Genomic DNA, 22,424 nt, shown 5'->3' with positions numbered 1-22,424 from the left:
CACCATGACAGATGGCCGCCCGGTAGTTCAAGGGAGCCGGTGGCTGGCTTATTCCGCCGCCCGATAGAACGCCGCAGCGTCGGCGCTGAAGGCTCTCCGCGAATCCTGGGCGATGTAGAACATGTGGCCGCCGCGATAGAGCTTGAGCTGAACGCGCCCGGCGGCGCCGATCGGCGGCAGGTGGTCGAGGACGTAACGCGTCATGCCGTAGGGCGTGACCATGTCGGCATAGCCGTGGGCGACGAGAATGCGGAACGACGGGTTGAAGGCGAGCAGGGTGCGAATGTCATCCTCGCCGCTGACCGCGAAACGTCCGCCGTGGCCCCAGTCCCATTTGCCGCTGATATCGTTGGCAAGCAGGGTATAGGTCATCTCGGTCTTGAAACCGAGTTCGTTGCGGGCGTAGTCGGCGAAAGCGCCGCCATAGGCACGCGCCACGCCGTCGAGGATCGGATCGGAACCGCGGTCCGACGTTCGTTCAGGGTTGGGATCGTCCACCGCGTAATCGGCGTCGTAGCGGCTGACGATCTTGCCCAATCGCACCGTCTTGACGAAGTCGTTGATGAAGCCGCGCGCGTTGGCGATGGTCTGTTCCGGCACGCCACTGACCTCGGCGACGCGGCCGTAGAATTTCTGCGCGTCGTCGCCCTGCGGCGGCCGGCCGGCGAGCGTGGTAAGATAATTGGTCATCGCGAAGTTTTCCGCGGCGGCCTGCGCCTCGGGCGTGAAGGTGTGCTTGCGCTCGAGTTCGGCGGCGGCCAGCGACGGCAATTGCAGCGCCGCGCGCAACGCCGATGTGTCGTCGCCGAAGGTGAGCCAGCCTTCGAGCAACGGCGACAGCATGACGATGCCGCTGACCGCGAGGCCCTGATCGCGCAGCAACGCGCGCGCCGTCTTCAGGGCGCGCAAGCCGCCGTAGCTTTCGCCCAGCAGATATTTCGGCGCCGAGGAGCGGTTGTTGTGCGATACATAGAGCGCGATCGCCTTGGCCATGGCGTCGGCATCGCTGCGCACGCCCCAGAAATTCTTGGCGTCGTCGCTCTTGGCGGCGCGGCTCCAGCCGGTGCCGATGGGGTCGATCAGCACCAGATCGGTGAAGGCGAGCCAGGTTTGCGGATTGTCGCGCAGTTCGGCGCGCGTCGCGTCATGACCGTCGGGCCCGAGTTCGAGAATGCGCGGGCCGACGACGCCGAGATGCAGGAAGGCCGAGCCCGCGCCCGGGCCGCCGTTGAAAGCGAAGGTCAAGGGCCGATTGGCGCCGCGGTTCTTCGCCACATAGGCGGTGTAGAACACCGAGGCGCTCTGGCTGCCGGACTGGTCATAGAAGGCGAGCGTGCCGGCGGTTGCCGTGTAGTCGATGCGGCCTTGCGGCGTGTCGATCGAATGCTGGGTAACGGCGTCGGCCGGCAGCAGTTTGAGAATGCCGGGGCCGGCGTCGTGCTTTTCGTTCTGCCTTGGCGGCGCGGCCGTCGGTGCGGCCTCTTGCGCGGATGCCATAGCGGGCGCCGCGGCGATCATGCCGGCGAGCAGCACAGTCCATGCGAGACGAAGGCCGGCGAATTCCATGGCGCACCCGATGAAAGACGAGGCGGCGATTACCCGATTGTAATGTGGGCTTTGTGAGGCGGCGAGCGGCAAACGGCGGCGCGATGCCGCGGACGCGTGCCGCGATGCCGCAGCCTTCACAGCGCCCGATAAGTCAGCGGCAACAGCCGCGCCAGTCGCGCCGCCCAGGCGGCTTGCCCGGTCTCGTCGGCGATCAGGTCCTGCCGGATCTCGATGGCGATGTGATGCAGGTTGCGCTTTTCGCCGTGCACCGGGATCGTGTAGTCGGTCAGATCGTCGACGCGATAAGGCTCGTTGTCGCCGACGATGAGATCGCCCTCGGCTTCCAGCACGGCTTTCAGCCTTTTCGAAAACCGGTCGTCGCGATTGTAGAGGACGCCGGCGTGCCATGGCCGCACGAAGCCCTTGAACACCGGCGTGAAGCTGTGCATCGCGACCAGCGCCACGGGGCGCCCGTCCTGCAGGCGGCGGGTCAGTTCGACTTCGATCGCGTGATGGTAGGGCTGAAAGATTTCGGCGACGCGCCGGGCCCGGTCGGCATCGCTCAACCCGATATTGCCGGGCACCGGCGTCAGTTCGCTGATCTCCGGCATGGACGACGGCGCGGCCGGCGGGCGGTTGCAGTCGATCACCAGGCGCGAATAATTCTGCTGGATCAATACCGCATCGAGTGCGTCGGCGAGGCGCCGCGATACGCCGGCAATGCCGATGTCCCAGCCGATGTGGCGCGCACGCTCGATCTTTGAAACGCCGAGGTCGCCGAGCGCGGCGGGAATGCGATTGCCGGCGTGATCGGCGACCAGAAGCAAGGGCGAGGCGCCGCCCGCATTGTGGACGGTAACGGGCGACGGTTCGTCGGGTGACAACAGAGTGGCTGGCATTACGGGCCTTTCGGCTGTTATTCGCGAGCGACCTTGCCGCCGCAATCTGGTAGAGTGCAGGTGCCGCCGACGGAAGCGCCCTTGAACGTCGGGCGCACGCGACGTTACGTTTCGGAACTTATTAGCCGCTTTTTTCTTAGCATGCGTCCGGCGGACGACGTCACGCCGGCGATGGAGTTTGTATGAAAATTCGCGCGGGCTACGAGATCGCCTATAACTGTCCGCAGCCTACGCCCATGATTCTGCAGTTGAGCGTGCATCCTTCGCGCACGCCCGACCTTCTGAGCTGGGACCGCATCAATTTCAAGCCGCCGCTGCCGGCGCGCACCTATCACGACAGCTTCGGCAATTTCTGCCACGTCATCACCGCGCCGGAAGGCCGGCTGCAGATCACGGCGGATTTCACGATCGAGGACAGCGGCAGGACCGATCCCGTCGTCGCCAATGCCTATCAGCATCCGCTCGCCGAGTTGCCGCCGGACGTGCTGATCTATCTGCTTGGAAGCCGATACTGCGAAACCGACCGGCTCGGCGACGTCGCATGGAAGACCTTCGGCCACCTGCCGGCCGGATGGTCGCTGGTGCAGGCGGTCTGTGACTACGTGCACAACCACATCACGTTCGGCTACGAGCATGCCGATCCGACCATGTCGGCCTGGGAGGTTTACAACAAGCGGCGCGGCGTCTGCCGCGACTTCGCGCATCTCGCCATCACCTTCTGCCGCTGCCTGAATATTCCGGCGCGCTATTGCACCGGCTATCTCGGCGATATCGGGATGCCGCCGCCTTATCCGCCGGGCGACTTCGCGGCCTGGATGGAGGTCTATCTCGGCGGCGCCTGGCACCTGTTCGATCCGCGCAACAACGTGCCGCGCGTCGGCCGCATCCTGATGGCGCGCGGGCGCGATGCCACCGACGTCGCTATCGTGACGTCGTTCGGCCTCTGCACGATGGTGGGATTCAAGGTGATTACCGACGAAATCAAATGATTGTCGGGGCGGCAATCGCATTGTCGCTAGGTGCGGGCGAGGCGGGGATCCGCCTGCCGGTACGGAGTCATTAACGGCGGCGGAAATTCGGCCGTCGCTGTTGCGGCGCCGCCGTTGGCGCGTCGCCCTTGTGGCGGAAGCTGATACGGCCACGCTGCAGGTCGTAAGGCGACATTTCCACGATGACGCGGTCGCCGACGCCGGTGCGGATGCGGAATTTGCGCATCTTGCCCGCGGTATAGGCCAGCACTTCGTGCTCGTTATCGAGCTTTACCCGGAAATTGCCGTCCGGCAACACTTCGGTCACCGTCCCGTCGAATTCCAGCATTTCTTCTTTCGGCATCCAAATCCTCTCCCGGTCAGCCGCGCCGTGGGCGGGCTACCTTTATCCGAAAAAGTGACCCCGCCCCAAGGCCGATTTGACCTCGGGACGGGGAATTTAGCAGGCAATCCTTAGCGGGGGGCGTGGCTGCGGGGCCGGTTCTGCCCGCGCTGCATGAATTTCATGCCCCCGATGTCCTTGCCCTGACCGTTGCCAGCAGCAGCACCGACAGCGGCAGCCGGCTGACGGCCGCCACTGGGCTGGCCGCTGTGCTGACCTTTGGCGCGCTGCGGCCGCTCTTGCTGGCCCTGGCCTTGACCGCCGTGACCTTGGCCATTGCGCTGGCCGCCGTTCTGGTGACCCCGGCTCTGGCCGTTGCCGCCGCGGCCGCGATGGCGGCTTTCGCCGTTGCGACCGTTGGCGTGATGACGTCCGGCCGGCTCGGCGGCGGCGCGAGGGCCGCCCGTGCGCTTGTCGGTCGAGGGGATCTTGATGCGGATCGTGCGCTCGATATCGCGCAGGAACGCGTTCTCTTCGTGATCGCAGAACGAGATCGCGACGCCGTCGCGGCCGGCCCGCGCGGTGCGGCCGATGCGATGGACGTAGGATTCCGGAATGTTCGGCAGGTCGTAATTGACGACATGGCTGATGCCGTCGACGTCGATGCCGCGCGCGGCAATGTCGGTGGCGATCAGGATGCGCAAAGAGCCGTCGCGGAATTGAGCGAGCACGCGCTCGCGCTGGTTCTGCGACTTGTTGCCGTGGATCGCGGCGGCCGCGAAGCCGCTCTTCTCAAGCTGGTTCACGACCTTGTCGGCGCCATGCTTGGTGCGGGTGAACACCAGCACGCGGTCGACGGTTTCGGTCTTGAGCATATCGACCAGCAGGCCCGGCTTCGAAGCCCGGTCGGTCAGGATCACGCTCTGGGTAATGCGTTCGACGGTGGTCGATTCCGGGGTCACCGAAACGCTCGCCGGATCGTTGAGCATTTCGCCGGCCAGCTTGGCGATTTCGCCCGGCATGGTGGCCGAGAAGAACAGCGTCTGGCGCTGCTTCGGCAGCATCGCGACGACCTTCCGGATGTCGCGGATGAAGCCCATGTCGAGCATGCGGTCGGCTTCGTCGAGCACCAGGATTTCGACCTGCTGCAGGTTGACCGCGCGCTGGTTGACGAGGTCGAGCAGACGGCCCGGCGTTGCCACCAGGACTTCGACGCCGCGCGCCATGCCGCGCACCTGACGGTTGATCGGCACGCCGCCGATCGCAAGTTCGATCGCCATCGGACGGATGTGACGGCCATAGGCGCGGAAGCTATCGGCGATCTGGCCGGACAGTTCGCGGGTCGGCGACAGCACGAGGACGCGGCAGGCCTTTTGAGCCGGGCGCATGCGCATCTTCATCAGATGGTTGAGGATGGGCAGCGCAAAGGACGCGGTCTTGCCGGTGCCGGTCTGCGCGATGCCGACGATGTCGCGGCCCTGAAGCGCGAAGGGAATGGTCTGGGCCTGGATCGGAGTGGGGGTCGAGTAGTTTTCCTCGGTGAGGGCACGGAGGATCGGCTCAGCGAGGCCGAAGTCGTTGAAGTTAGTCAAAAGGTCTCTTTTCTAAATGCGGCGACACGGCCGGGCACGCGTGGTGCGCGCGGCGGATCGCGGGGTTTGTGACATCCCGCGTTGCCAGGGTTGTCGTGTCGGGTCTCGTGTGAGACGGAAGAGGCGGGGCGAATATCGGTTTGAATGAAATTCGTGCACGCAGCCCGCGGAGCTCGAATCGAGCCTTCATCCGCAAAGCTGATATGACAGCGCCGCGTGTTCATTTCAAGGCGTGTTTCGGTCATATCCGTCCGGATCGTGAACGGAACCCTGCCTGGCGGCGGCAATTCCCTTGCGAATAGACATCCTGGGCTGGATCGGGGATGGTCTGGGGGCCTGTTTTATGACGTTTCTGACCGCCGGAGCTTGAAATATGCCGTTTTCCCGGGCTTCTACCGCCCTTTCTCGTTTCACCGTCCTCGATCTTACCCGGGTACGTTCGGGCCCGACTTGCGTCCGGCAGCTCGCCGACTGGGGCGCCAACGTCATCAAGATCGAGACGCCGCCGCATCTGGAGAAAGGTGAGGGCCCGGGCGGGCCGCGCGAGAACGCCGACTTTCAGAACCTGCATCGCAACAAGCGCTCGATGACGCTCGACCTCAAGTCGCCGCAGGGCCTCGCGGCCTTCAAGCGCCTGGTCGAGAAGGCGGATGTCGTGGTCGAGAATTTCCGCCCCGACGTGAAGGACCGTTTGGGCATCGATTACGAGTCACTGAAGAAGGTGAACAAGCGCATCATCCTCGCCAGCATCTCCGGCTTCGGCCAGGACGGTCCGTATCGCGACCGCCCCGGCTTCGATCAGATCGCGCAGGGCATGGGCGGCCTGATGTCGATCACCGGCGAACCGGGCCGCGGCCCGATGCGCGTCGGCATTCCGGTCGCCGATCTTTGCGCCGGTCTGTTCTGTGCGCTCGGCATCCAGACAGCGCTGCTCGAGCGCGAAGTGTCGGGGGAGGGCCAGTGGGTCAACACCTCGCTGCTGCAGGCGCAGATCTTCATGCTCGACTTCCAGGCGGCGCGTTGGCTGCAGCAGCATGAGGTCGCCGGCCAGGCCGGCAACGATCATCCGACGACGATTCCCACCGGCGTGTTTCAGACCGCCGACGGCTACATCAACATCGCCGCCGCGGGCCAGGTGATCTGGGAAAGGTTGTGCAACGCCATCGACGCGCAGGAGCTCATCGCCAATCCCGATTACAAGACCAACAGCCTGCGCTCGAAGAATCGCAAGGCCGTCAACGCCGCGATCGCCGAGAAGACCGTGCACAAGACCAGCGCCGAATGGATCGCGCTGTTCGAGAAAGCCGGCGTGCCGTCGGGGCCGATCTATTCGATCGATCAGGTGTTCGCCGACGAGCAGGTCAAGCATCTGAAGATGGCGTGGGACGGCAAGAAGCCGAACGGCGAGACGCAGACCTTTGTCGGCCAGCCCTTCGCGCTGTCGCGTACCCCGAGCAAGGTCGCAGTGACGCCGCCGAAGCAAGGGGAACACACTGACGAGGTGTTGAAGGAATTCGGCTTCGCCGACGCCGAGATCACCGCCCTTCACGACGCGAAGGCGGTGTAACCCAACCCCGTCATTCCGGGCCGCGGCCGAAGGCGGCGAATCCGGAATCCGGACAAGGACACCGAGTTTATATCTGGATTCCGGGTTCGCTCGCTGGGCTCGCGCCCCGGAATGACAGAGCACAGAGATCAAGAGGATAACGAATGAACGCGCCCGTGAAGACCGACAAGATGCTGTCCCGCAAGGAAGGCCAGGTCGGCTATCTCACCTTTAACAACCCCGAGCGGCACAACGCCGTGTCGCTCGACATGTGGGAAGCGGCCGAGGGTTATCTCGACGAGTTCAAGAACGACAACAACATTCGCGTCGTCGTCGTTACCGGCGCCGGCGGCAAGGCCTTCGTCTCGGGCGCCGACATCTCCAAGTTCGCCGACGAGCGCGCCAGCAAGGCGGCGTCCGACCGCTACAACGAAGCGGTCGATCGCGCCTACGGCGCTTTCTACAATTTCCCCAAGCCGACCATCGCCATGATCCGCGGCTATTGCATCGGCGGCGGGGTCGGTCTGGCGCTGGCCTGCGACATGCGCATCTGCACCGAGGGTTCGAAATTCGCCGTACCGGCCGCCAAGCTGTCGCTCGGCTATCGTTATTCCGGCGTGAAGAAGCTGGTCGATGTCGTCGGCCCGTCCTACGCCAAGGAAATTTTCTACACCGCGCGGCAATTCACCGCGCAGGAGGCCAAGGAGATGGGCCTCGTCAACCGCGTGCTGCCGGACGGCGAGCTCGAAAGCTACGTCCAGAACTATGCCGACACCATCGCCGGCAATGCGCCGCTGACCGTCGACTCGATCAAGTTCATCGTCGGCGAAGTGCTGAAGGACGCGCCCGACCGCGACATGGCGAAAGCCGAGGCCATGGTGCAGGCCTGCTTTGCGTCCAAGGACTATATCGAGGGCCGGCAGGCCTTCATGGAAAAGCGCAAGCCCAAATTCACGGGCTCCTGAGTTCGTCCGCTCCTGAAGCGCCGCGCGAATTATCGTTCGCGGCCCCGGATGCTGCGCTGCATCAACGAGGGTGCGGCGGACCGGCCCTGTGGCCGGTCGGGGTTGAAAGTGCTAAGGCACGCCACGAGATTTTCTCAGTCACCGAAAACGACGAGGTTCGCATGTATACCGATCTCAAGCTTTACATCGATGGGCAGTGGCTGGGCGCCGAAAACCGCAAGAGCGAAGACGTCATCAATCCGGCGACGGGCAAGGTACTCGGCAAGCTGCCGCATGCGTCGAAGGCGGATCTCGATCACGCACTGGCCGCCGCCGACAAGGCGTTCAAAACCTGGAGCAGGACTTCGGCCTATGACCGCTCCAACATCCTGCGCAAAGCCGCCAATCTGATGCGCGAGCGCGCCGATCACATCGCGCGCGTTCAGACCCAGGAGCAGGGCAAGCCGTTTCCGGAATCGCGGATCGAGGTGATGACCTCGGCCGACATTACCGACTGGTATGCCGAGGAAGGCCGTCGCGCCTATGGCCGCATCGTGCCGGGCCGCATGAAGGGCATCCGACAGATCGTGCTGCAGGAGCCGGTCGGCGTTGCCGCCGCTTTCACGCCGTGGAATTTCCCGACGCTCACACCGATCCGCAAGATCGCCGGCGCGCTGGCGGCCGGCTGCTCGCTGATCATCAAGGCTTCGGAAGAAGTGCCGGGCGGCGCCGTCGAGTTGGTGAAGTGCTTCGCCGACGCCGGCGTACCGGCGGGCGTGCTCAATCTCGTGTTCGGCGTGCCGGCTGAAGTGTCGGAGCACATCATTCCTTCCGACATCGTCAAGAAGGTGTCGTTCACCGGCTCGGTGCCGGTCGGCAAACATCTGGCGGCGCTGGCCGCGCGCGGCATGAAGCGAGCCACCATGGAGCTCGGCGGTCACTCGCCGGTGCTGGTGTTCGATGACGCCGATCCGATCAAGGCCGCCGACACCATCGCCGCATTCAAATATCGCAACGCCGGTCAGGTCTGCATTTCGCCGACGCGCTTCTACGTGCAGGAAAAGAACTACAGCAAGTTCGTCGAGCGTTTCGTCGAATACGCCAAGGGCCTGACGCTGGGCGACGGCCTCGACAAGGATACCAAGATGGGCCCGGTCGCCAATCCGCGCCGCCTCGATGCGATGGAGTCGTTCGTCAACGACGCCAAGGCGCGCGGCGGCAAGATCGCGGCCGGCGGCAACCGCCATGGCAATCAGGGATTCTTCTTCGAGCCGACCGTGATCACCGACATTCCGGACGACTCCAAGATCATGACTGAGGAGCCGTTCGGGCCGCTGGCGCCGATCGTTTCGTTCAAGACCTTCGACGAGGTGATCGAGCGCGCCAACTCGCTGCCGTTCGGTCTGGCTTCCTACGCCTTCACCAATTCGTCGGCGACCGCCAACGCCGTCGGCGACGCCATCCAGGCCGGCATGGTCGGCATCAACTCGGTGGCGGTGTCGACGCCGGAAACGCCGTTCGGCGGCGTCAAGGATTCCGGCTACGGCTCGGAAGGCGGCATCGAAGGCCTGCAGGCTTATCTGAACACGAAGTTTATCTCGCAGGCTTAGTCATCGTCCGCGCAGGCGGACGATCCAGCGCTTCAAACGCAAACGGCCGGGCTCATGCCCGGCCGTTTTTCATTTCTGTCGTCCCCGCGCAGGCGGGGACCCATACGCCGCAGCAGAAGTCGTCAGCGATGTCATCGTTACTTTCTTCCGCGGTGCTCATCAACGAGCGCAGGGGTTATGGGTCCCCGCCTGCGCGGGGACGACGCTCAATGCCGCCTTCGCGGGGACAACGGGGAAACTACTTCCCCATCCCCTTCTGGACCGCTGCCCACACCTTGGCCGGCGTCGCCGGCATGTCCATGTGATCGGCGGCGCCGTTCGGCACCGCATTGGAAATCGCGTTCATCACTGCGGCAATTGCCGCCGTGGTGCCGGCTTCGCCGGTGCCCTTGACGCCGAGCGGGTTGGTGGTGGCCGGCACTGCATGCGTCGCCTCGCGCAGTTCGAGCGGCATGTCGTGGGCGCGCGGCATGCCGTAATCCATGAACGAGCCGGTGACGAGCTGGCCGCTGGCTGAATCGTACACCGCATTCTCCGTCAGCGCTTGGCCGAGACCATTGGCGATTGAGCCCTGCACCTGGCCCTCGACGACGGCCTGATCGAGGACGTTGCCGCAGTCGTCGACCGCGGTGTAGGTGACGATGTCGAAATGTCCGGTGTCGGGATCGATCTCGACTTCGGCGATGTGACAGCCATTGGGGAAGGTCAGCGGCGCTTCCGCCTTGCCCTTGGTGTCGAGGCTCTCGCCCATCGCCTGCGCGCGCTGCGCGGTTTCAAACAGCGAGATGCGCCGGTCAGTGCCGACCACCTCGAAACGGCCGTCGCGATACTGGATGTCGCTGTCGGCCGCTTCCAGCGCCGCGGCGGCGATCTTCGATGCCTTCTCCAGCATCAGGTCGGCGGTGACGAGGATCGCCGAACCGGCGCACATCGCCGAGCGCGAGCCGACAGAGGCGAAGCCGGTGAGACCGAGATCGGTGTCGCCGTGACGATGTTCGACCGCCTTCGCATCGATGCCGAGTCTGGTCGCCAGCAGGCGGCTGAACACGGTGGCGTGGCTCTGTCCGGTCGATTGCACGTTGCAGCCGACGATCACCTTGTCGCCCCCGGGAAAGCTCACCGACGCCGTCTCCGTCGGCATCGAACCGGCATGTTCGAGCATGCAGGAAATGCCGATGCCGCGCAGCTTCTTGCGCTTTTGCGCCTCGCGCTTGCGCCTGACGAAGCCGTCGTAGTCGGCGAGCTTGAGCGCCTTCTCCACGATGGCGGGGAAGTCGCCGGAATCGTAAGTCTGGATCGGCGTCTTGAACGGCATCGCTTTCGCCGGGATCAGGTTCTTCCTGCGCAGCCGCGCCGGGTCCATCTTCAGAAGCCTCGCCGCTTCCTCCACCGCGCGCTCCAGCGCGTAGTTGGCTTCCGGCCGGCCGGCGCCGCGATACGGGCCGATCGGCAACGTGTTGGTGAAGTAACAGGCGACCGACACATCCATCTTCGGAATGTCGTACATCGCCGGCAGGCAGCGCCAGAAATTCACGGTGTTGATCTGCACGCCGGCATTGGAGACATAGGCGCCCTGATTGCACAGGTGGCGCACGCGCAGCGCCGTGAACCTGCCGTTGCCGTCGCAGGCGAGTTCGACATGGGTGACGGTGTCGCGCGCCTGCGTGTCGGTGACGAAAGCCTCGGAACGCGTCGACATCCAGTGCACCGGGCGGCCCAGCTTCTTCGCCGCCACCAGCACCGCGATGTATTCCGGATAGACCGGCGTCTTCATGCCGAAGGCGCCGCCGACATCCTGGGTGATGACGCGCAGCTTGTCGTTCGGCACGCCCATGATCGAGGCCGCCATGCCGCGCAGCGTGTCGGCGCCCTGCGAACTGGCGTAGAGCGTATAATGATCGGCACTCTTGTCGTAGACGCCGGTGGCGCCGCGCGTCTCCATCGAGGCAACGACCATGCGCTGGTTGGTAACGGTGACTTTGGCGACATGCGCGGCGGCGGCGATCAGCCGGTCGACCTCGGCTTCATTGGCCTTGTCCTCCGTCATGCCCGGCCAGTCGATCGCGACATTGCCGGGCGCATCGTCATACAGCACCGTCGCGGCTTTCATCGCCTGATTGAGATCGACGACCGGCGTCAGTTCTTCGTACGCGACGTCGACCAGATCGGCGGCGTCGAGCGCCAGCGCGTGCGTCTCCGCCACCACCAGAGCGACCGGATCGCCGCCATGCATCACCTTGTCGCCCGCCAGCGCCGGACGGAACGGCGTCACCAGCTTGACGCCGCCGCGTCCGACAAGAGGATTGTGCCGCGTCAGGCTGCCGACGCCGGCGGTCTTGATGTCGGCGGCGGTCAATACGGCAAGCACGCCCTTGGCCTTGAGCGCAGCGTCCGTGTTCACCGTGAGCACGCGCGCATGGGCATGCGGCGAGCGCACGAAGGCGGCATAGGTCTGACCGGGCAGGCGCGGGTCATCCATGAAGCGGCCGGCGCCGCGCACCAGAGCATCGTCCTCGACGCGCGGCTCGGATTTGCTGCGGGCGGGAATGGTCACGGTCATGGCGCGCTTCCTTGTCTCTTCTGATCGGCCGCTGCGGTCGAACCCACTGCCGGTGGGCAAGATGCGCGGCCGCGGCGGAGCGTTCATAGCAGGCAATTGTGCGCTGTTGCACCCGTTGCCCACCTCTGGCGCGGCGAACGCGGAACGGCTATGCGAAAGGGGATAGAAAGTCGGCGCGGTCAACGCGACACGGCATGTCAGGGAGGCGGTTGGAATGTCCAAGAATACACAGAAGATCGGCTGGATCGGCGCCGGGCGCATGGGTGCGCCGATGGCCGAGCGCCTGCTCAAGGCGGGGCACGATGTCACCGTCTGGAACCGGACGCGATCCAAGGCCGAGCCGCTCGCCAAGAGCGGCGGCAAGATCGCCGATAACTTGTCCGATCTCGCCGGTCTCGATGTCGTGTTCTCGATCGTCTCCACCGGCAAGGATCTCGACGAAGTTTATTTCGGTCCGAACGGCGTGCTCGCCGGCGGCGGCAAGGCGCCGAAGATCGTGGTCGATTGCTCGACCATCTCCATTGAAGATTCCGCCGTGGTCCGCCGCAAGCTGGTCGAGGCCGGCGCCGACTACATCTGCGCGCCGGTGTCGGGCAATGCCAAGGTGATCAAGGCGGGCAAGCTGTCGACCGTGGTGTCGGGAGACGAGGACTCATCGAAAGCGGTGACGCCGCTGCTGCAGATCATCGCGCCGCAGGGCGTTGCTTATGTCGGCGAGGGCGATCTGGCGCGCGTCTGCAAGATCGCGCACAACGTCATGCTCGGCGTCGTCATCGAGAACCTGATCGAGATCACGCTGCTCGCCAACAAGATGGGCGTGCCGCGCCATGCCTTCCTTGCCTTCATGAACAACGGCGTCATGGGTTCGATGTTCACGCGGTACAAGTCGCCGGCGCTGGTCAATCTCGACTGGACCACCACCTTCACGCCCGAACTGCTGCGCAAGGATCTCGATCTGGGCCTCGAACTCGGCCGCGAATTCGATGTGCCGATGCCGGTGACGGCGGCGACGCGCGAGGTGCTGCAAACGCATTTCGGCGCCGCCACCTTGCAGAAGGACCCCGAAGCCTATTTGCAGGGGGATTTTGCCGCGCTAATGGAAACCATGGCGCTCGCGGCGGGCATGAAGCTCGAGCCGGAGAACGTCAAGGTCGGCACCGGGCTGGAGTAGATTGCGACGGGCGAATTGCCTGTCATTCGGCCCCATGCCGGTCCATGCTGCCTGCCGCGGACGTCATCCGGTGTCCGGCTGGGGCGCGTCAATGAATCCCACGATCAATGAGTTGAGCGCCAAGATTCGGGCGCTCGAGGCCCAGCTTGACGCCGAGCTCGCCAAGCGCGGCGCCGAGCTTCGCTACGGCCTCGAACATGGCCGGGTTGCTTTCGAGGAAGAACTGCTGCGCCGCCATCGCGAACTGCGGCAGAAGCTGCTGCCCTATGTGCTGGGCGCCAATCCGCTGGTTATTCTGACCGCGCCGGTGATCTATGCCGGCATCGTGCCGTTCATGCTGCTCGACCTGTTCGTCTCGGCCTATCAAGCGGTGTGCTTTCCGGTTTACGGCATCGCCAAGGTGAAGCGCTCCGATTACCTGGTCTTCGATCGGCACCATCTGGCCTATCTCAACGCGCTCGAAAAACTCAATTGCGCCTATTGCTCCTATGCCAACGGCCTCATCGCCTATATTCGTGAGATCGCGGCGCGCACCGAGCAGTATTGGTGTCCGATCAAGCATGCGCGCCGCGTCATCGGCACGCACGCGCGCTACGCCATGTTTGACGACTATGGAAACGGCGAGGGCTATCAGCAGCGCCTTGAAGACCTGCGCAAAGGGTTGATCAAAGCCGAGTGACGCCGTGCCCTGTCGAGAGTAAACCGCGTACGGGTCCCGGGCTCGCGCTCGAATACGCTCGCCCGGGACGACAGCACAAGATTTACGGCTTGGCGATATGCCAGGCGCCATTGGCGAAGCCGTCGCCGGTGACGTCGCCGGGCTTCTTGTCGTTCTTCCAGGTGTACAGCGGCTTGCCGCCCTGCGCCCATTGCTTGCCGCCGTCGTCGCGCACGATGACGGTGAAGCCGCCGGCCGCCTTGGCGTCGGCGGCGGCCATCAGCGGTGGCCAATTGGTGGCGCAGGGGCCGTTGCAGGCCGACTTGCCGGCGGCATCCTTGTCGAACGTATAGAGCGTCATGCCGCTGGTATCGGTGAGCACCTTGCCTTTGGCGCTGTCACCGGTCTTCACCGGGGCCGACTGCGCCAGCGCCGCCGTGGTGGCGAGCGCCAACGCGGCGATGGAAACGATAAATTTGTTCATGGCCGTTCTTTCTCTGCTGATGGGCGTTTCAGATCGCCCTCGCCGAGGAGAATCCCGGTGGCGGCGTTCTATTCCCCGCTGACGGAGAAGAAATTTTCGCCGCCGCCTGGAATAAACAGAGACCCGCATAAAAAAAGGGCTCCCACGAGGGAGCCCTTGTTGCACAGGTGTGGAGGATTCGGCCGCCGGCCCCACAGGAAAGGAGATCGGCAGTCTTGCGCGCACAACCTAATAACTCAAGCCCTTCGTGCCGGCCGGCTCAAGTAAAGAAGCCGTAACAAAGAGCTTCAATCCGCGGTCGCAACCCGGCCGCGTGGGCTCGGGCGCGGCGCGCCTTGGACGGGTAACCTGGCCAATTGTGACAGTGCCTGAATTTTGATCACGGCGGATTTCAGCAAAAGGCGACATTTGCGTGAACGCGTCATTAAGCAATCGGGAACAACTCGGCGGCTACATACCGCGCGACCGACCTTCCCGGATCGCCAGGACTTATCGCCAGGACTTTCGATGCCGCGCGCATATTCGATTCGTTTGCCGATCGCCGCCAAGGCGATGCTACTGATCGGCGCCCTCGGTATCCTGTCCGCCGCCGCCAACTGGTACAGCCTGCGAAGCCTGCACGAGATCGATCGCGTCAACGACGTGATCATCCGGGAGATCGCGCCGCTCCGCCTGATCCTGACCGAATCGAAGATCGCCGCCGAGTCGCTCGGCCTTGCCACCTACAAGATGGCTTCGACCCGGGATCCCGACACGATGCGCGAGGCCATCGACGAGCGCGCCGGCCAATACGCCTCCGCCATGCATTGGCTCGACGAAGTCGTGACGTCGCTGCCGGCGCGTGCCGACGACGTGCGCGGCATGATCCGGCGTCTCGACCTCGTCAACGACATCGCCAACCAGGTGCAGATCGCCATCAAGACCGGCGACGGCGAGGCCGCGCGCCATTTGCTGGAGTTCAAATTCGACCCGGCGCTGGTCGATGCCACCACCAGCATGAACCGGCTGATCGACATTCTCGGCGGTCAGGTGCGCACCGCGGTCGATGCCGTCAGCGAGCAGAAGGCGAGGACCTACCGGCTGCTGACGACGATGCTGGTCGGCGGCACGCTGACCACGATCTTCGTCGCCATGATCCTGGCGCACCGTGCCGTGGCGCGGCCGCTGCGGCGTCTCGCCGTCGTCATGCACGAGATCACGCAAGGCCGGCTCGACGCGCCGATCGATGGCGTCAAGCGCAGTGACGAAGTCGGCACCATGGCGCGCGCGGTGCTGGTGTTTCGCGACAACGCCGCGGCGCTGCTCGAAGCGCAGACCCAGCGCCAGCGCGCCCGCGAGCAGGCCGCAGCCGACAAGCGCCAGGCCCTCGATCAGTTCGCGCGCAATTTTGAAACCAAGATCTTGAACGTCGCCGCGGCGCTGGCCAAGTCCGCGTCGAAGCTCGATCGCTCGGCGCAGGCGATGGGCGACGTCGCCGACGAATCAGGGCGCCATGCCGGCACCGCCGCGGTGGTGGCGCAGGAGACGACCGAAGTCGCCGGCACGGTATCGGCTGCGGTCGATGAACTGTCGGCGTCGATGAACGACATCGATTCCCAACTCGCCAGCGCCGGCGGCGTCGTCAACGAAGCCTCGCGCCGCGCCGAGATGGCGGTGTCCAATGTCGACGACCTGACGCAGGCCGTTGGCGACATCGATAAGGTGGTCGGCATGATCCAGGCCATTGCCAGCCAGACCAATCTGCTCGCGCTCAACGCCACGATCGAGGCGGCGCGCGCCGGCGAAGCCGGCCGCGGCTTCGCCGTAGTTGCGCAGGAGGTCAAGTCGCTGGCAACGCAGACGACGCAGGCGCTCGCGAATATTCGCAACAAGACCGAGCAGGTCGGTGGCGTCATCGACGGCGTACGCGACACCACGCAATCGATTTCACAATCGATCGCCCGCATTCACACGGTGGCGCGCGCCATCACCGAGGCCGTCAGCGTGCAGAGCGAGGCCACGCAAAGGATCGCGCAGACCGTCGAGGGCGCCGCCGTGCGCACGCGCCAGGTGTCGCAGACCATCGAAGGCGTCACCGAATTCGCCAGCCGCACCCGCAACGGTGCGGTCGAAATCCAGAGCGCCGCCGCCGACCTCAATCGGCAGGCCGCGGCGCTGCAGGCCGAAGCGCAGGATTTCATCGCCCGGGTGCGGGCGGCCTAGCGGGCCGCAGCCTGCCGCGCATTCCTTGCGGCTTCGAAGCCGTGCAATCCACCGAACCACTGGACGGCGACCACCGCGCCTTTGACCGGCTGCAGCAACGCGAGCGCGGTGGCAAAGGCCAGCGTCGGCCACAGCGTGACGCTCAGCCAGATCGGCGGCACGATCTCGGTCTCGACGGCCAGCACGATCGGTACCAGGATATGTCCGGTGATGATGATCACGAGATAAGCCGGAAAATCGTCGGCCCGGTGATGGTGCAGTTCTTCGCCGCAGGCGGGGCAGTTATCGGCCACCTTGAGATAGGCGCGAAACAGCCGGCCCTCGCCGCAGGCCGGGCATTTGCCGCGCAAGCCGCGGCCGATGGCGCCGAGGATGCCATGCGGCCAGCGTCGCGGCATGTCCGTCATGGCCGGCGTAGATGGCGTGTCGCTGTTCATTCGTTCCGTGCCGGCTGCCTGTGTGGTCGCCATTGTACCACAGCGCCACACGGCGAAGGCAATCCGGGGGGTGACGCGTCCGCTCTAACCGTCTCATGGTAAGGAGCACGCCGCAGGCATGCGTCTCGAACCACAGGCGGCCCCATCCTTCGAGACGCGCTCCGTTTGAGCGCTCTTCAGGATGAGGCCGTCGAGGCTCAATACCGGTTCGCGATCGGAAGCTCTTCGGCCGGGAACAGCGAGATCACCTTGCAGCCCTTGTCGGTGACGACGACTTCTTCCTCGATGCGCGCGCCCGAATAGCCGTCGGTCGCCGGGCAGTAGGTTTCGATGGCGAACACCATGCCTTCCCTGATCTCGGTCGGATGATCCATCGACACCACGCGCGAGATGATCGGGCGTTCGTGCAGCGCCAGGCCGAGGCCGTGCGCGAATTGCAAGCCGAAGGCCGAGGTCTCGTCGGGGAAGCCGAATTCCTGCGCGGTCGGGAACGCTTCGGCGATATGCGACGTCGTGGCGCCGGGCTTGATGCGCATCATGGCGTTGTCGAGCCATTCGCGGCACTGCTTGTAGGCGTCGTGCTGCGCGGTCGTGGCGCGGCCGACATTGAAGGTGCGGTAGTAGCAAGTGCGATAGCCCATGAAGGCCTGCAGAATGTCGAAGAACGCCTGATCGCCGGGGCGGATCATGCGGTCGGTGAAATTGTGCGGATGGGGATTGCAGCGCTCGCCGGACACGGCGTTGACCGCCTCGACGTCGTCGGAGCCGTGGCGGTAGAGGAACTCGTTCACCTTGGCGACGATGTCGTTCTCGCGCACGCCGGGTTTCAGTTCTTCGTTGATCATGTGATAGGCGCCGTCGACCATCGCCGCTGCGCGGTTGAGCAGATGGATTTCGTCGGCCGACTTGATCTCGCGCGCTTCCAGCATCACCTGCTGACCGTCGACGACGTTGATGCCGGCCTTCTGCAATTCGAACATCATTGGCGGCTCGATGATATCGACGCCGACCGGCATGTCGCCGACTCCCGCTTCCTTGATCAGCGAAGCAATCTCCCTGGCGTGCTTCGTCATCAGGCCGAAGGCCGGATCGACCATGCCGCGCATGCCGATGATGCCGGCCTTGCAGTTCTCCGGCGCCAGCCACGGCGCGTAGAGCTTGTGATGCACCGCGGCGGACCCGAAGTCCCACAGGATCGGTTCGCCGGTGCGCGTCAGCAGCGCCCAGCGGCACAGTTTGTCGCGCTCCCATTCGCCGATCTTGGTCGAGGTGATGTAGCGGATGTTGTTGACGTCGAAGACCAGCAGCGCGCCGAGTTCGGATTTGTCGAGGGCCTGCTTGGCGCGGCCGAGGCGATAGCGGTGCAGGCGGCGATAATCGACGCGCTCCTCGAAGTCGACGCCGGTGATGCCGAGCGAGGGCAGGGCGCGGCCCCAGTTGTGGCGCGGGTTGATGTCCTCGGCGCTGATCTTGCGGACGGTCTGGTCCATCGGGGCTTCCTCGTTCAGTCGTTATTTGTTGTAGGCCGTCGCGGTAGCGGGCGACGGCCGGTTTGGTCGGCCGGCATTATAGCGGTCCGGCGGCGCGGCGACAGGGTTGGGCAGGCTTGCTTTTGGTCCCCTGGAGCGGGCGGGCCGTCAGTTAAGCCACTTTCCTGCCCCACAGCCGGTTGGAGGCGAGGTCGGCGCCGTCGCGCAGCGATTTCAACTTCAGCCACACCGCCGGCTCGATCACCCATTCGCGGTTGGTGAAAGTGCCGAAACCGCAATCGGTCGAGGCGATGACGCGCTCGCGGTCGCCGACCGCCGCCACCGCGTCTTCGATGCGGCGCGCCACGACTTCCGGATGCTCGACGAAATTCGACGTCGTTTCGATCACGCCCGGCAGCAGCAACATGTGTTTGGGCAGCGGATGCTTGCGGAACGCCGCGTATTCGTGGCCATGGCGCGGATTGGCGAATTCGATGGTCAGCGCGCCGACCTTGGCCTGGTACAGCGCCGGCAGGATCTTCTCGAGCGGCACGTCGTAGATGTGCGGGCCTTCCCAGTTGCCGTAGCAAACATGCAGCCGCACGCGGTCGGCCGGAATGCCGTCGATGCCGGCATTGATCGCGGCGACATGCGCCTCGACGCGCTTGATGAATTGAGCGTCGTCGAGATCGCGATACAGCATGGTGCGGTCCATGGCGAGATCGGGCGCGTCGATCTGCAACAGCAATCCGGCATTATGGATGGCGAGATATTCGTGGCGCATCTCGCGCGCCAAAGCGGCGAGATAGGCGTCGTGCGTGTCGTAATGCGCGTTCAGCATCGTCGACGAAATGATGCCCGGCGACGGCGCCGTCATGAAGGTCTCGGCGAACTGGCTCCCGGCAATGCGCTTGAAGCGCGCCAGTTCGTCATTAATTGGCTTGACGTCGAGGTACTTCAGTTCGCCCTGGCACTCCGGCGCGTTCTGCTGCTTCGAGGTGTGCGGGAAGCGCCGCACCAGGCTTGCGACCAGCTCCGGAAAATCCTCGAACTCCTTGCCGCGGCGCCGGTTCGACACGCCGGCAAAGCCCGACATGCGCTGCGGCACGTAGGTCTGGAAGCCGACGCGCTGCTGTTCGCCGTCATTGCCGATGTCGATGCCGGCCTTGGCCTGCTTGTCGACGACATGGGCGACGGCCTTGTCCAATTCCGCCGCCATCTCGGCGGCATCGTAAGGCTGGCCCTGTTCCTGGCGCACGAGCAGGTCGGACAATTTGTCGTTGCGCGGCAGCGAGCCGACATGCGTGGTGAGGATACGATCGCGGCTCGAAATCATGCGGTTTCACTCCCTCAAGCCGCCTGCTTTGGAATTATGCTGCGCTAGGCAGTTTGCGGCGGTTTCTGCCATAATACCCGAATACTTCGGGAGGAAAACAAGATGAAGGTCGCGGAAAAAATCGCGGCGGAAACGGGCGCGGACCCGGTGGTGGGCGAAAGCCCACAATATTATAATTTCGCCGCCGACGTGCTGCGGCTCAATCTCGACGCCGGCCGTGCCAACAAACCGGCTTATATCGATGCGCAAGGCACCTGCACCTATGGTCAACTCGCCGATCGCGTGAGCCGCTTCGGCGCGGCGCTGCGCGGCCTCGGCATCCGCCGCGAGGAGCGCGTGCTGATGGCGCTCACCGACACGGTCGATTGGCCGACCGCGTTTCTCGGTTGCCTCAAGGCGGGCATCATCGCCGTGCCGGTCAACACGCTGCTGACTGAGGCCGACTACCATTTCATGCTGACGAACAGCCGCGCCAAGGCGCTGGTGGTATCGGAGGTGCTGTTTCCGCGCTTCGAAAAGATCATCGCGCAGTGCCCCGACCTCGAGCACGTCGTCGTCTCGCGCACCAACCCGCACATTCTTGACGCCAAGAGCTATCGCCTGTTCGAGGATTTGATCGGCGGCGAAGACGCCGACGACTACACCGCGCCGACGGTCGCCGACGACATGGCGTTCTGGCTGTACACCTCGGGCTCGACCGGCAAGCCGAAGGGCGCCGTGCATGTCCACGGCAGCCTCAAGCTCACCGCCGATCTCTACGGCACGCCGGTCGCGGGGCTCAAGGAAAGCGACGTCGTGCATTCGGTGGCGAAGTTGTTCTTCGCCTACGGTCTCGGCAATGCCATGACGTTTCCGCTCAGCGTCGGCGCCACCACGGTGCTCAATCCGGAACGGCCGACGCCGGATGGCGTCGCCGCGCTGCTGAAGAAGCATCCGATCACCATGTTCTTCGCGGTGCCGACGTTCTATGCCGCCTTCCTCAACAACCCGCAGGCGCCGCAGAAATCCGAGGTCAAGCTGCGGTGCTGCATCTCCGCCGGCGAGGCCTTGCCGGAAGAGATCGCGCGCAAGTGGAACGAGCGTTACGGCGTGCCGATCTATGACGGTCTCGGAACCACCGAGATGCTGCACATCTTCCTCACCAACCGCCCCGGCGCCACCAAATACGGCACCACCGGCAAGCCGGTGCCGGGCTACGAGATCAAACTGGTCGGCGAGAACGGCCAGCCGGTGAAGAAGGGCGAGATCGGCGAGATGTATTCGCGCGGACCGACGGCCGCGGTGATGTACTGGGCCAACCGCGAGAAGTCGCGCTCGACCTTCCAGGGCGAGTGGACCCGTTCCGGTGACAAATACATCGAGGACGAGGACGGCTATTTCATCTGCTGCGGCCGCGCCGACGACATGCTGAAGGTGTCGGGCATTTATGTCTCGCCGTTCGAGGTCGAGGCGGCGCTGTCGTCGCACCCGGACGTACTGGAGGCTGCGGTGGTCGGCTGGCACGACGAACAGAAGCTGATCAAGCCGCGCGCTTTCGTCGTGCTGAAGGACGCCGGCAAGGCCAGCGACGCGCTGGTGGTCGTGCTGCAGGAGCACGTCAAGCAGAAGCTGGCGCCGTATAAATATCCGCGGTGGATCGAGTTTCGCACCGAGCTGCCAAAGACGGCGACGGGCAAGATCCAGAGGTTCAAGCTGCGGGCGGAGGAGCAATCCGCCTCATCCTGAGGAGCATCGCGAAGCGATGCGTCTCGAAGGATGGGCGGCCGCATGGTTCGAGACGCGTTGCTTTCGCAACGCTCCTCACCATGAGGCCGATTGAGGTAGGTGCAAATGGCTTTATCCGATTCCGGCTTCCTCTCCATCACCGGCCACTCGCTCGAATACCGCATGATCGGCCCGCGGCCCGACGCCGCGCCGACAATTGTCATGCTGCACGAAGGGCTCGGCTGCGTCGGCCTGTGGGGCGATTTTCCGGACAAGGTCCAGAAGGCCACCGGCTGCGGCGTGTTCGTCTATTCGCGCGCCGGCTACGGCCAGTCGTCGCCGGTCAAGCTGCCGCGGCCCTTGACCTACATGCATGATGAGGCGCGCGACGTGCTGCCGGAGCTGCTCGACACAATCGGCGCCCGGCATCACATCCTGTTCGGCCATTCGGACGGCGCGTCGATCGCCGCGATCTATGCCGGTTCGCATCAGGATCATCGCCTCGGGGGTCTCATCCTGATGGCGCCGCATTTCTTCACCGAGGACGTCAGCATCGCCTCGATTGCCGAAGCGAAGACGGCGTATGAGACGACCGATCTGCGCGCCAAGCTGGCGCGCTGGCACAAGGATCCGGACAACGCCTTTCGCGGCTGGAACGACGCCTGGCTCGATCCCGGTTTTCGCCGATGGGACATCACCGAACAGCTCGCCTACATCCGCGTGCCGATCCTGATCGTGCAGGGCGAGGGCGATCAATACGGCACGGTGAAGCAGATCGAGGTGGCCGAGCGCGAATGCTATTGCCCGGTCGATGTCGCGCTGCTGCCCGGCGCCAAGCACTCGCCGCAGCGCGAGGCGCCGGAGGCGACGCTCGCCGCGGTCGCCGACTTCACGGCCCATGTGCTGGCGAATAACGGGTGGCCGCTTTCTTCACCTCTCCCCGCTTTGCGGGG

The 22,424-nt window shown here is 64.7% G+C and carries 18 protein-coding genes; 9 read left to right on the top strand and 9 right to left on the bottom strand.

From position 1 onward, the window contains the following. Positions 1-48: 48 nt before the first annotated feature. Positions 49-1,566, bottom strand: coding sequence for a carboxypeptidase (locus ASD45_RS21985; protein ID WP_056913839.1), 1,518 nt, complete (start codon positions 1,564-1,566; stop codon positions 49-51). 116 nt (positions 1,567-1,682) lie between these two features. Then, the gene (locus ASD45_RS21980; RefSeq protein ID WP_056913838.1) at positions 1,683-2,447 is read right to left on the bottom strand and encodes an N-formylglutamate amidohydrolase; all 765 of its coding nucleotides are present in this window, start codon (positions 2,445-2,447) and stop codon (positions 1,683-1,685) included. Between the two features lie 182 nt (positions 2,448-2,629). Between ASD45_RS21980 and ASD45_RS21975 the strand changes: the two genes are divergently transcribed. Beyond that, positions 2,630-3,436, top strand: coding sequence for a transglutaminase family protein (locus tag ASD45_RS21975; protein WP_056913837.1), 807 nt, complete (start codon positions 2,630-2,632; stop codon positions 3,434-3,436). A gap of 70 nt (positions 3,437-3,506) precedes the next feature. Here the strand turns inward: ASD45_RS21975 and infA are convergent, their stop codons facing one another. Then, positions 3,507-3,779: a translation initiation factor IF-1 gene (infA, locus tag ASD45_RS21970; protein ID WP_056913836.1), complete on the bottom strand. Its 273-nt coding sequence runs from the start codon at positions 3,777-3,779 to the stop codon at positions 3,507-3,509. Positions 3,780-3,889: 110 nt separating this feature from the next. Beyond that, on the bottom strand, positions 3,890-5,350 hold the full coding sequence (locus tag ASD45_RS21965; protein WP_056913835.1) for a DEAD/DEAH box helicase: 1,461 nt from the start codon (positions 5,348-5,350) through the stop codon (positions 3,890-3,892). A 373-nt stretch (positions 5,351-5,723) separates the two neighbouring features. Between ASD45_RS21965 and ASD45_RS21960 the strand changes: the two genes are divergently transcribed. The 3 genes from ASD45_RS21960 (at position 5,724) to ASD45_RS21950 (ending at position 9,450) form a co-directional block, all read left to right on the top strand. Next, on the top strand, positions 5,724-6,917 hold the full coding sequence (locus ASD45_RS21960; protein WP_056913834.1) for a CoA transferase: 1,194 nt from the start codon (positions 5,724-5,726) through the stop codon (positions 6,915-6,917). A 143-nt stretch (positions 6,918-7,060) separates the two neighbouring features. Continuing rightward, the gene (locus ASD45_RS21955; protein WP_056913833.1) at positions 7,061-7,861 is read left to right on the top strand and encodes an enoyl-CoA hydratase; all 801 of its coding nucleotides are present in this window, start codon (positions 7,061-7,063) and stop codon (positions 7,859-7,861) included. A 161-nt stretch (positions 7,862-8,022) separates the two neighbouring features. Beyond that, positions 8,023-9,450 (top strand): NAD-dependent succinate-semialdehyde dehydrogenase, encoded by a 1,428-nt coding sequence (locus ASD45_RS21950; RefSeq protein ID WP_056913832.1) that lies wholly within the window; start codon positions 8,023-8,025, stop codon positions 9,448-9,450. A 238-nt stretch (positions 9,451-9,688) separates the two neighbouring features. On the opposite strand, the gene ASD45_RS21945 is transcribed toward ASD45_RS21950, so the two are convergent. Next, positions 9,689-12,010 carry a xanthine dehydrogenase family protein molybdopterin-binding subunit gene (locus ASD45_RS21945; RefSeq protein WP_162249484.1) on the bottom strand — a complete coding sequence of 774 codons (2,322 nt, stop codon included), beginning with the start codon at positions 12,008-12,010 and terminating at the stop codon, positions 9,689-9,691. 214 nt (positions 12,011-12,224) lie between these two features. On the opposite strand from ASD45_RS21945, the gene ASD45_RS21940 reads away from it, so the two are divergent. After that, positions 12,225-13,181: an NAD(P)-dependent oxidoreductase gene (locus tag ASD45_RS21940; RefSeq protein WP_056913830.1), complete on the top strand. Its 957-nt coding sequence runs from the start codon at positions 12,225-12,227 to the stop codon at positions 13,179-13,181. A gap of 91 nt (positions 13,182-13,272) precedes the next feature. Beyond that, positions 13,273-13,860 (top strand): hypothetical protein, encoded by a 588-nt coding sequence (locus ASD45_RS21935; protein WP_056913994.1) that lies wholly within the window; start codon positions 13,273-13,275, stop codon positions 13,858-13,860. Between the two features lie 82 nt (positions 13,861-13,942). Here the strand turns inward: ASD45_RS21935 and ASD45_RS21930 are convergent, their stop codons facing one another. After that, the gene (locus tag ASD45_RS21930) at positions 13,943-14,323 is read right to left on the bottom strand and encodes a hypothetical protein (RefSeq protein ID WP_056913829.1); all 381 of its coding nucleotides are present in this window, start codon (positions 14,321-14,323) and stop codon (positions 13,943-13,945) included. A 507-nt stretch (positions 14,324-14,830) separates the two neighbouring features. Here ASD45_RS21930 and ASD45_RS24140 point away from each other — a divergent pair. Continuing rightward, entirely contained in the window at positions 14,831-16,525 is a 1,695-nt protein-coding gene (locus tag ASD45_RS24140) for a HAMP domain-containing methyl-accepting chemotaxis protein (protein ID WP_056913828.1), read from the top strand. Here the strand turns inward: ASD45_RS24140 and ASD45_RS21920 are convergent. The 3 genes from ASD45_RS21920 to ASD45_RS21910 form a co-directional block, all read right to left on the bottom strand. Beyond that, positions 16,522-16,962 carry a DUF983 domain-containing protein gene (locus tag ASD45_RS21920; protein WP_082541115.1) on the bottom strand — a complete coding sequence of 147 codons (441 nt, stop codon included), beginning with the start codon at positions 16,960-16,962 and terminating at the stop codon, positions 16,522-16,524. The two genes, ASD45_RS24140 and ASD45_RS21920, sit on opposite strands and share 4 nt — an antisense overlap. A gap of 197 nt (positions 16,963-17,159) precedes the next feature. Next, on the bottom strand, positions 17,160-18,452 hold the full coding sequence (locus ASD45_RS21915) for a Xaa-Pro peptidase family protein (RefSeq protein WP_056913827.1): 1,293 nt from the start codon (positions 18,450-18,452) through the stop codon (positions 17,160-17,162). Between the two features lie 151 nt (positions 18,453-18,603). Continuing rightward, positions 18,604-19,767 (bottom strand): cobalamin-independent methionine synthase II family protein, encoded by a 1,164-nt coding sequence (locus ASD45_RS21910; protein ID WP_056913826.1) that lies wholly within the window; start codon positions 19,765-19,767, stop codon positions 18,604-18,606. Positions 19,768-19,869: 102 nt separating this feature from the next. On the opposite strand from ASD45_RS21910, the gene ASD45_RS21905 reads away from it, so the two are divergent. Continuing rightward, positions 19,870-21,492, top strand: a complete 1,623-nt coding sequence (locus ASD45_RS21905) for a benzoate-CoA ligase family protein (RefSeq protein WP_082541114.1) — start codon at positions 19,870-19,872, stop codon at positions 21,490-21,492. Between the two features lie 105 nt (positions 21,493-21,597). Then, the coding region (locus ASD45_RS21900) for an alpha/beta hydrolase (protein ID WP_082541113.1) at positions 21,598-22,424 on the top strand (827 nt) is incomplete at its 3' end.

Source organism: Pseudolabrys sp. Root1462, assembly GCF_001426945.1.
Taxonomy (GTDB): domain Bacteria; phylum Pseudomonadota; class Alphaproteobacteria; order Rhizobiales; family Xanthobacteraceae; genus Pseudolabrys.
This window is presented reverse-complemented; position numbering and strand designations above follow the sequence as displayed.

What these genes read in the sequence shown, in the direction of transcription:
- ASD45_RS21940 (WP_056913830.1), top strand. Translation starts at nt 12,225, where the DNA reads ATGTCCAAGAATACACAGAAGATCGGCTGGATCGGCGCCGGGCGCATG.
- ASD45_RS21930 (WP_056913829.1), bottom strand. Translation starts at nt 14,323, where the DNA reads ATGAACAAATTTATCGTTTCCATCGCCGCGTTGGCGCTCGCCACCACG.
- ASD45_RS21935 (WP_056913994.1), top strand. Translation starts at nt 13,273, where the DNA reads ATGAATCCCACGATCAATGAGTTGAGCGCCAAGATTCGGGCGCTCGAG.
- ASD45_RS21945 (WP_162249484.1), bottom strand. Translation starts at nt 12,010, where the DNA reads ATGACCGTGACCATTCCCGCCCGCAGCAAATCCGAGCCGCGCGTCGAG.
- ASD45_RS21980 (WP_056913838.1), bottom strand. Translation starts at nt 2,447, where the DNA reads ATGCCAGCCACTCTGTTGTCACCCGACGAACCGTCGCCCGTTACCGTC.
- ASD45_RS21960 (WP_056913834.1), top strand. Translation starts at nt 5,724, where the DNA reads ATGCCGTTTTCCCGGGCTTCTACCGCCCTTTCTCGTTTCACCGTCCTC.
- ASD45_RS21905 (WP_082541114.1), top strand. Translation starts at nt 19,870, where the DNA reads ATGAAGGTCGCGGAAAAAATCGCGGCGGAAACGGGCGCGGACCCGGTG.
- ASD45_RS21985 (WP_056913839.1), bottom strand. Translation starts at nt 1,566, where the DNA reads ATGGAATTCGCCGGCCTTCGTCTCGCATGGACTGTGCTGCTCGCCGGC.
- ASD45_RS21975 (WP_056913837.1), top strand. Translation starts at nt 2,630, where the DNA reads ATGAAAATTCGCGCGGGCTACGAGATCGCCTATAACTGTCCGCAGCCT.
- ASD45_RS21910 (WP_056913826.1), bottom strand. Translation starts at nt 19,767, where the DNA reads ATGATTTCGAGCCGCGATCGTATCCTCACCACGCATGTCGGCTCGCTG.
- ASD45_RS21915 (WP_056913827.1), bottom strand. Translation starts at nt 18,452, where the DNA reads ATGGACCAGACCGTCCGCAAGATCAGCGCCGAGGACATCAACCCGCGC.
- ASD45_RS21950 (WP_056913832.1), top strand. Translation starts at nt 8,023, where the DNA reads ATGTATACCGATCTCAAGCTTTACATCGATGGGCAGTGGCTGGGCGCC.
- infA (WP_056913836.1), bottom strand. Translation starts at nt 3,779, where the DNA reads ATGCCGAAAGAAGAAATGCTGGAATTCGACGGGACGGTGACCGAAGTG.
- ASD45_RS21920 (WP_082541115.1), bottom strand. Translation starts at nt 16,962, where the DNA reads ATGAACAGCGACACGCCATCTACGCCGGCCATGACGGACATGCCGCGA.
- ASD45_RS24140 (WP_056913828.1), top strand. Translation starts at nt 14,831, where the DNA reads ATGCCGCGCGCATATTCGATTCGTTTGCCGATCGCCGCCAAGGCGATG.
- ASD45_RS21955 (WP_056913833.1), top strand. Translation starts at nt 7,061, where the DNA reads ATGAACGCGCCCGTGAAGACCGACAAGATGCTGTCCCGCAAGGAAGGC.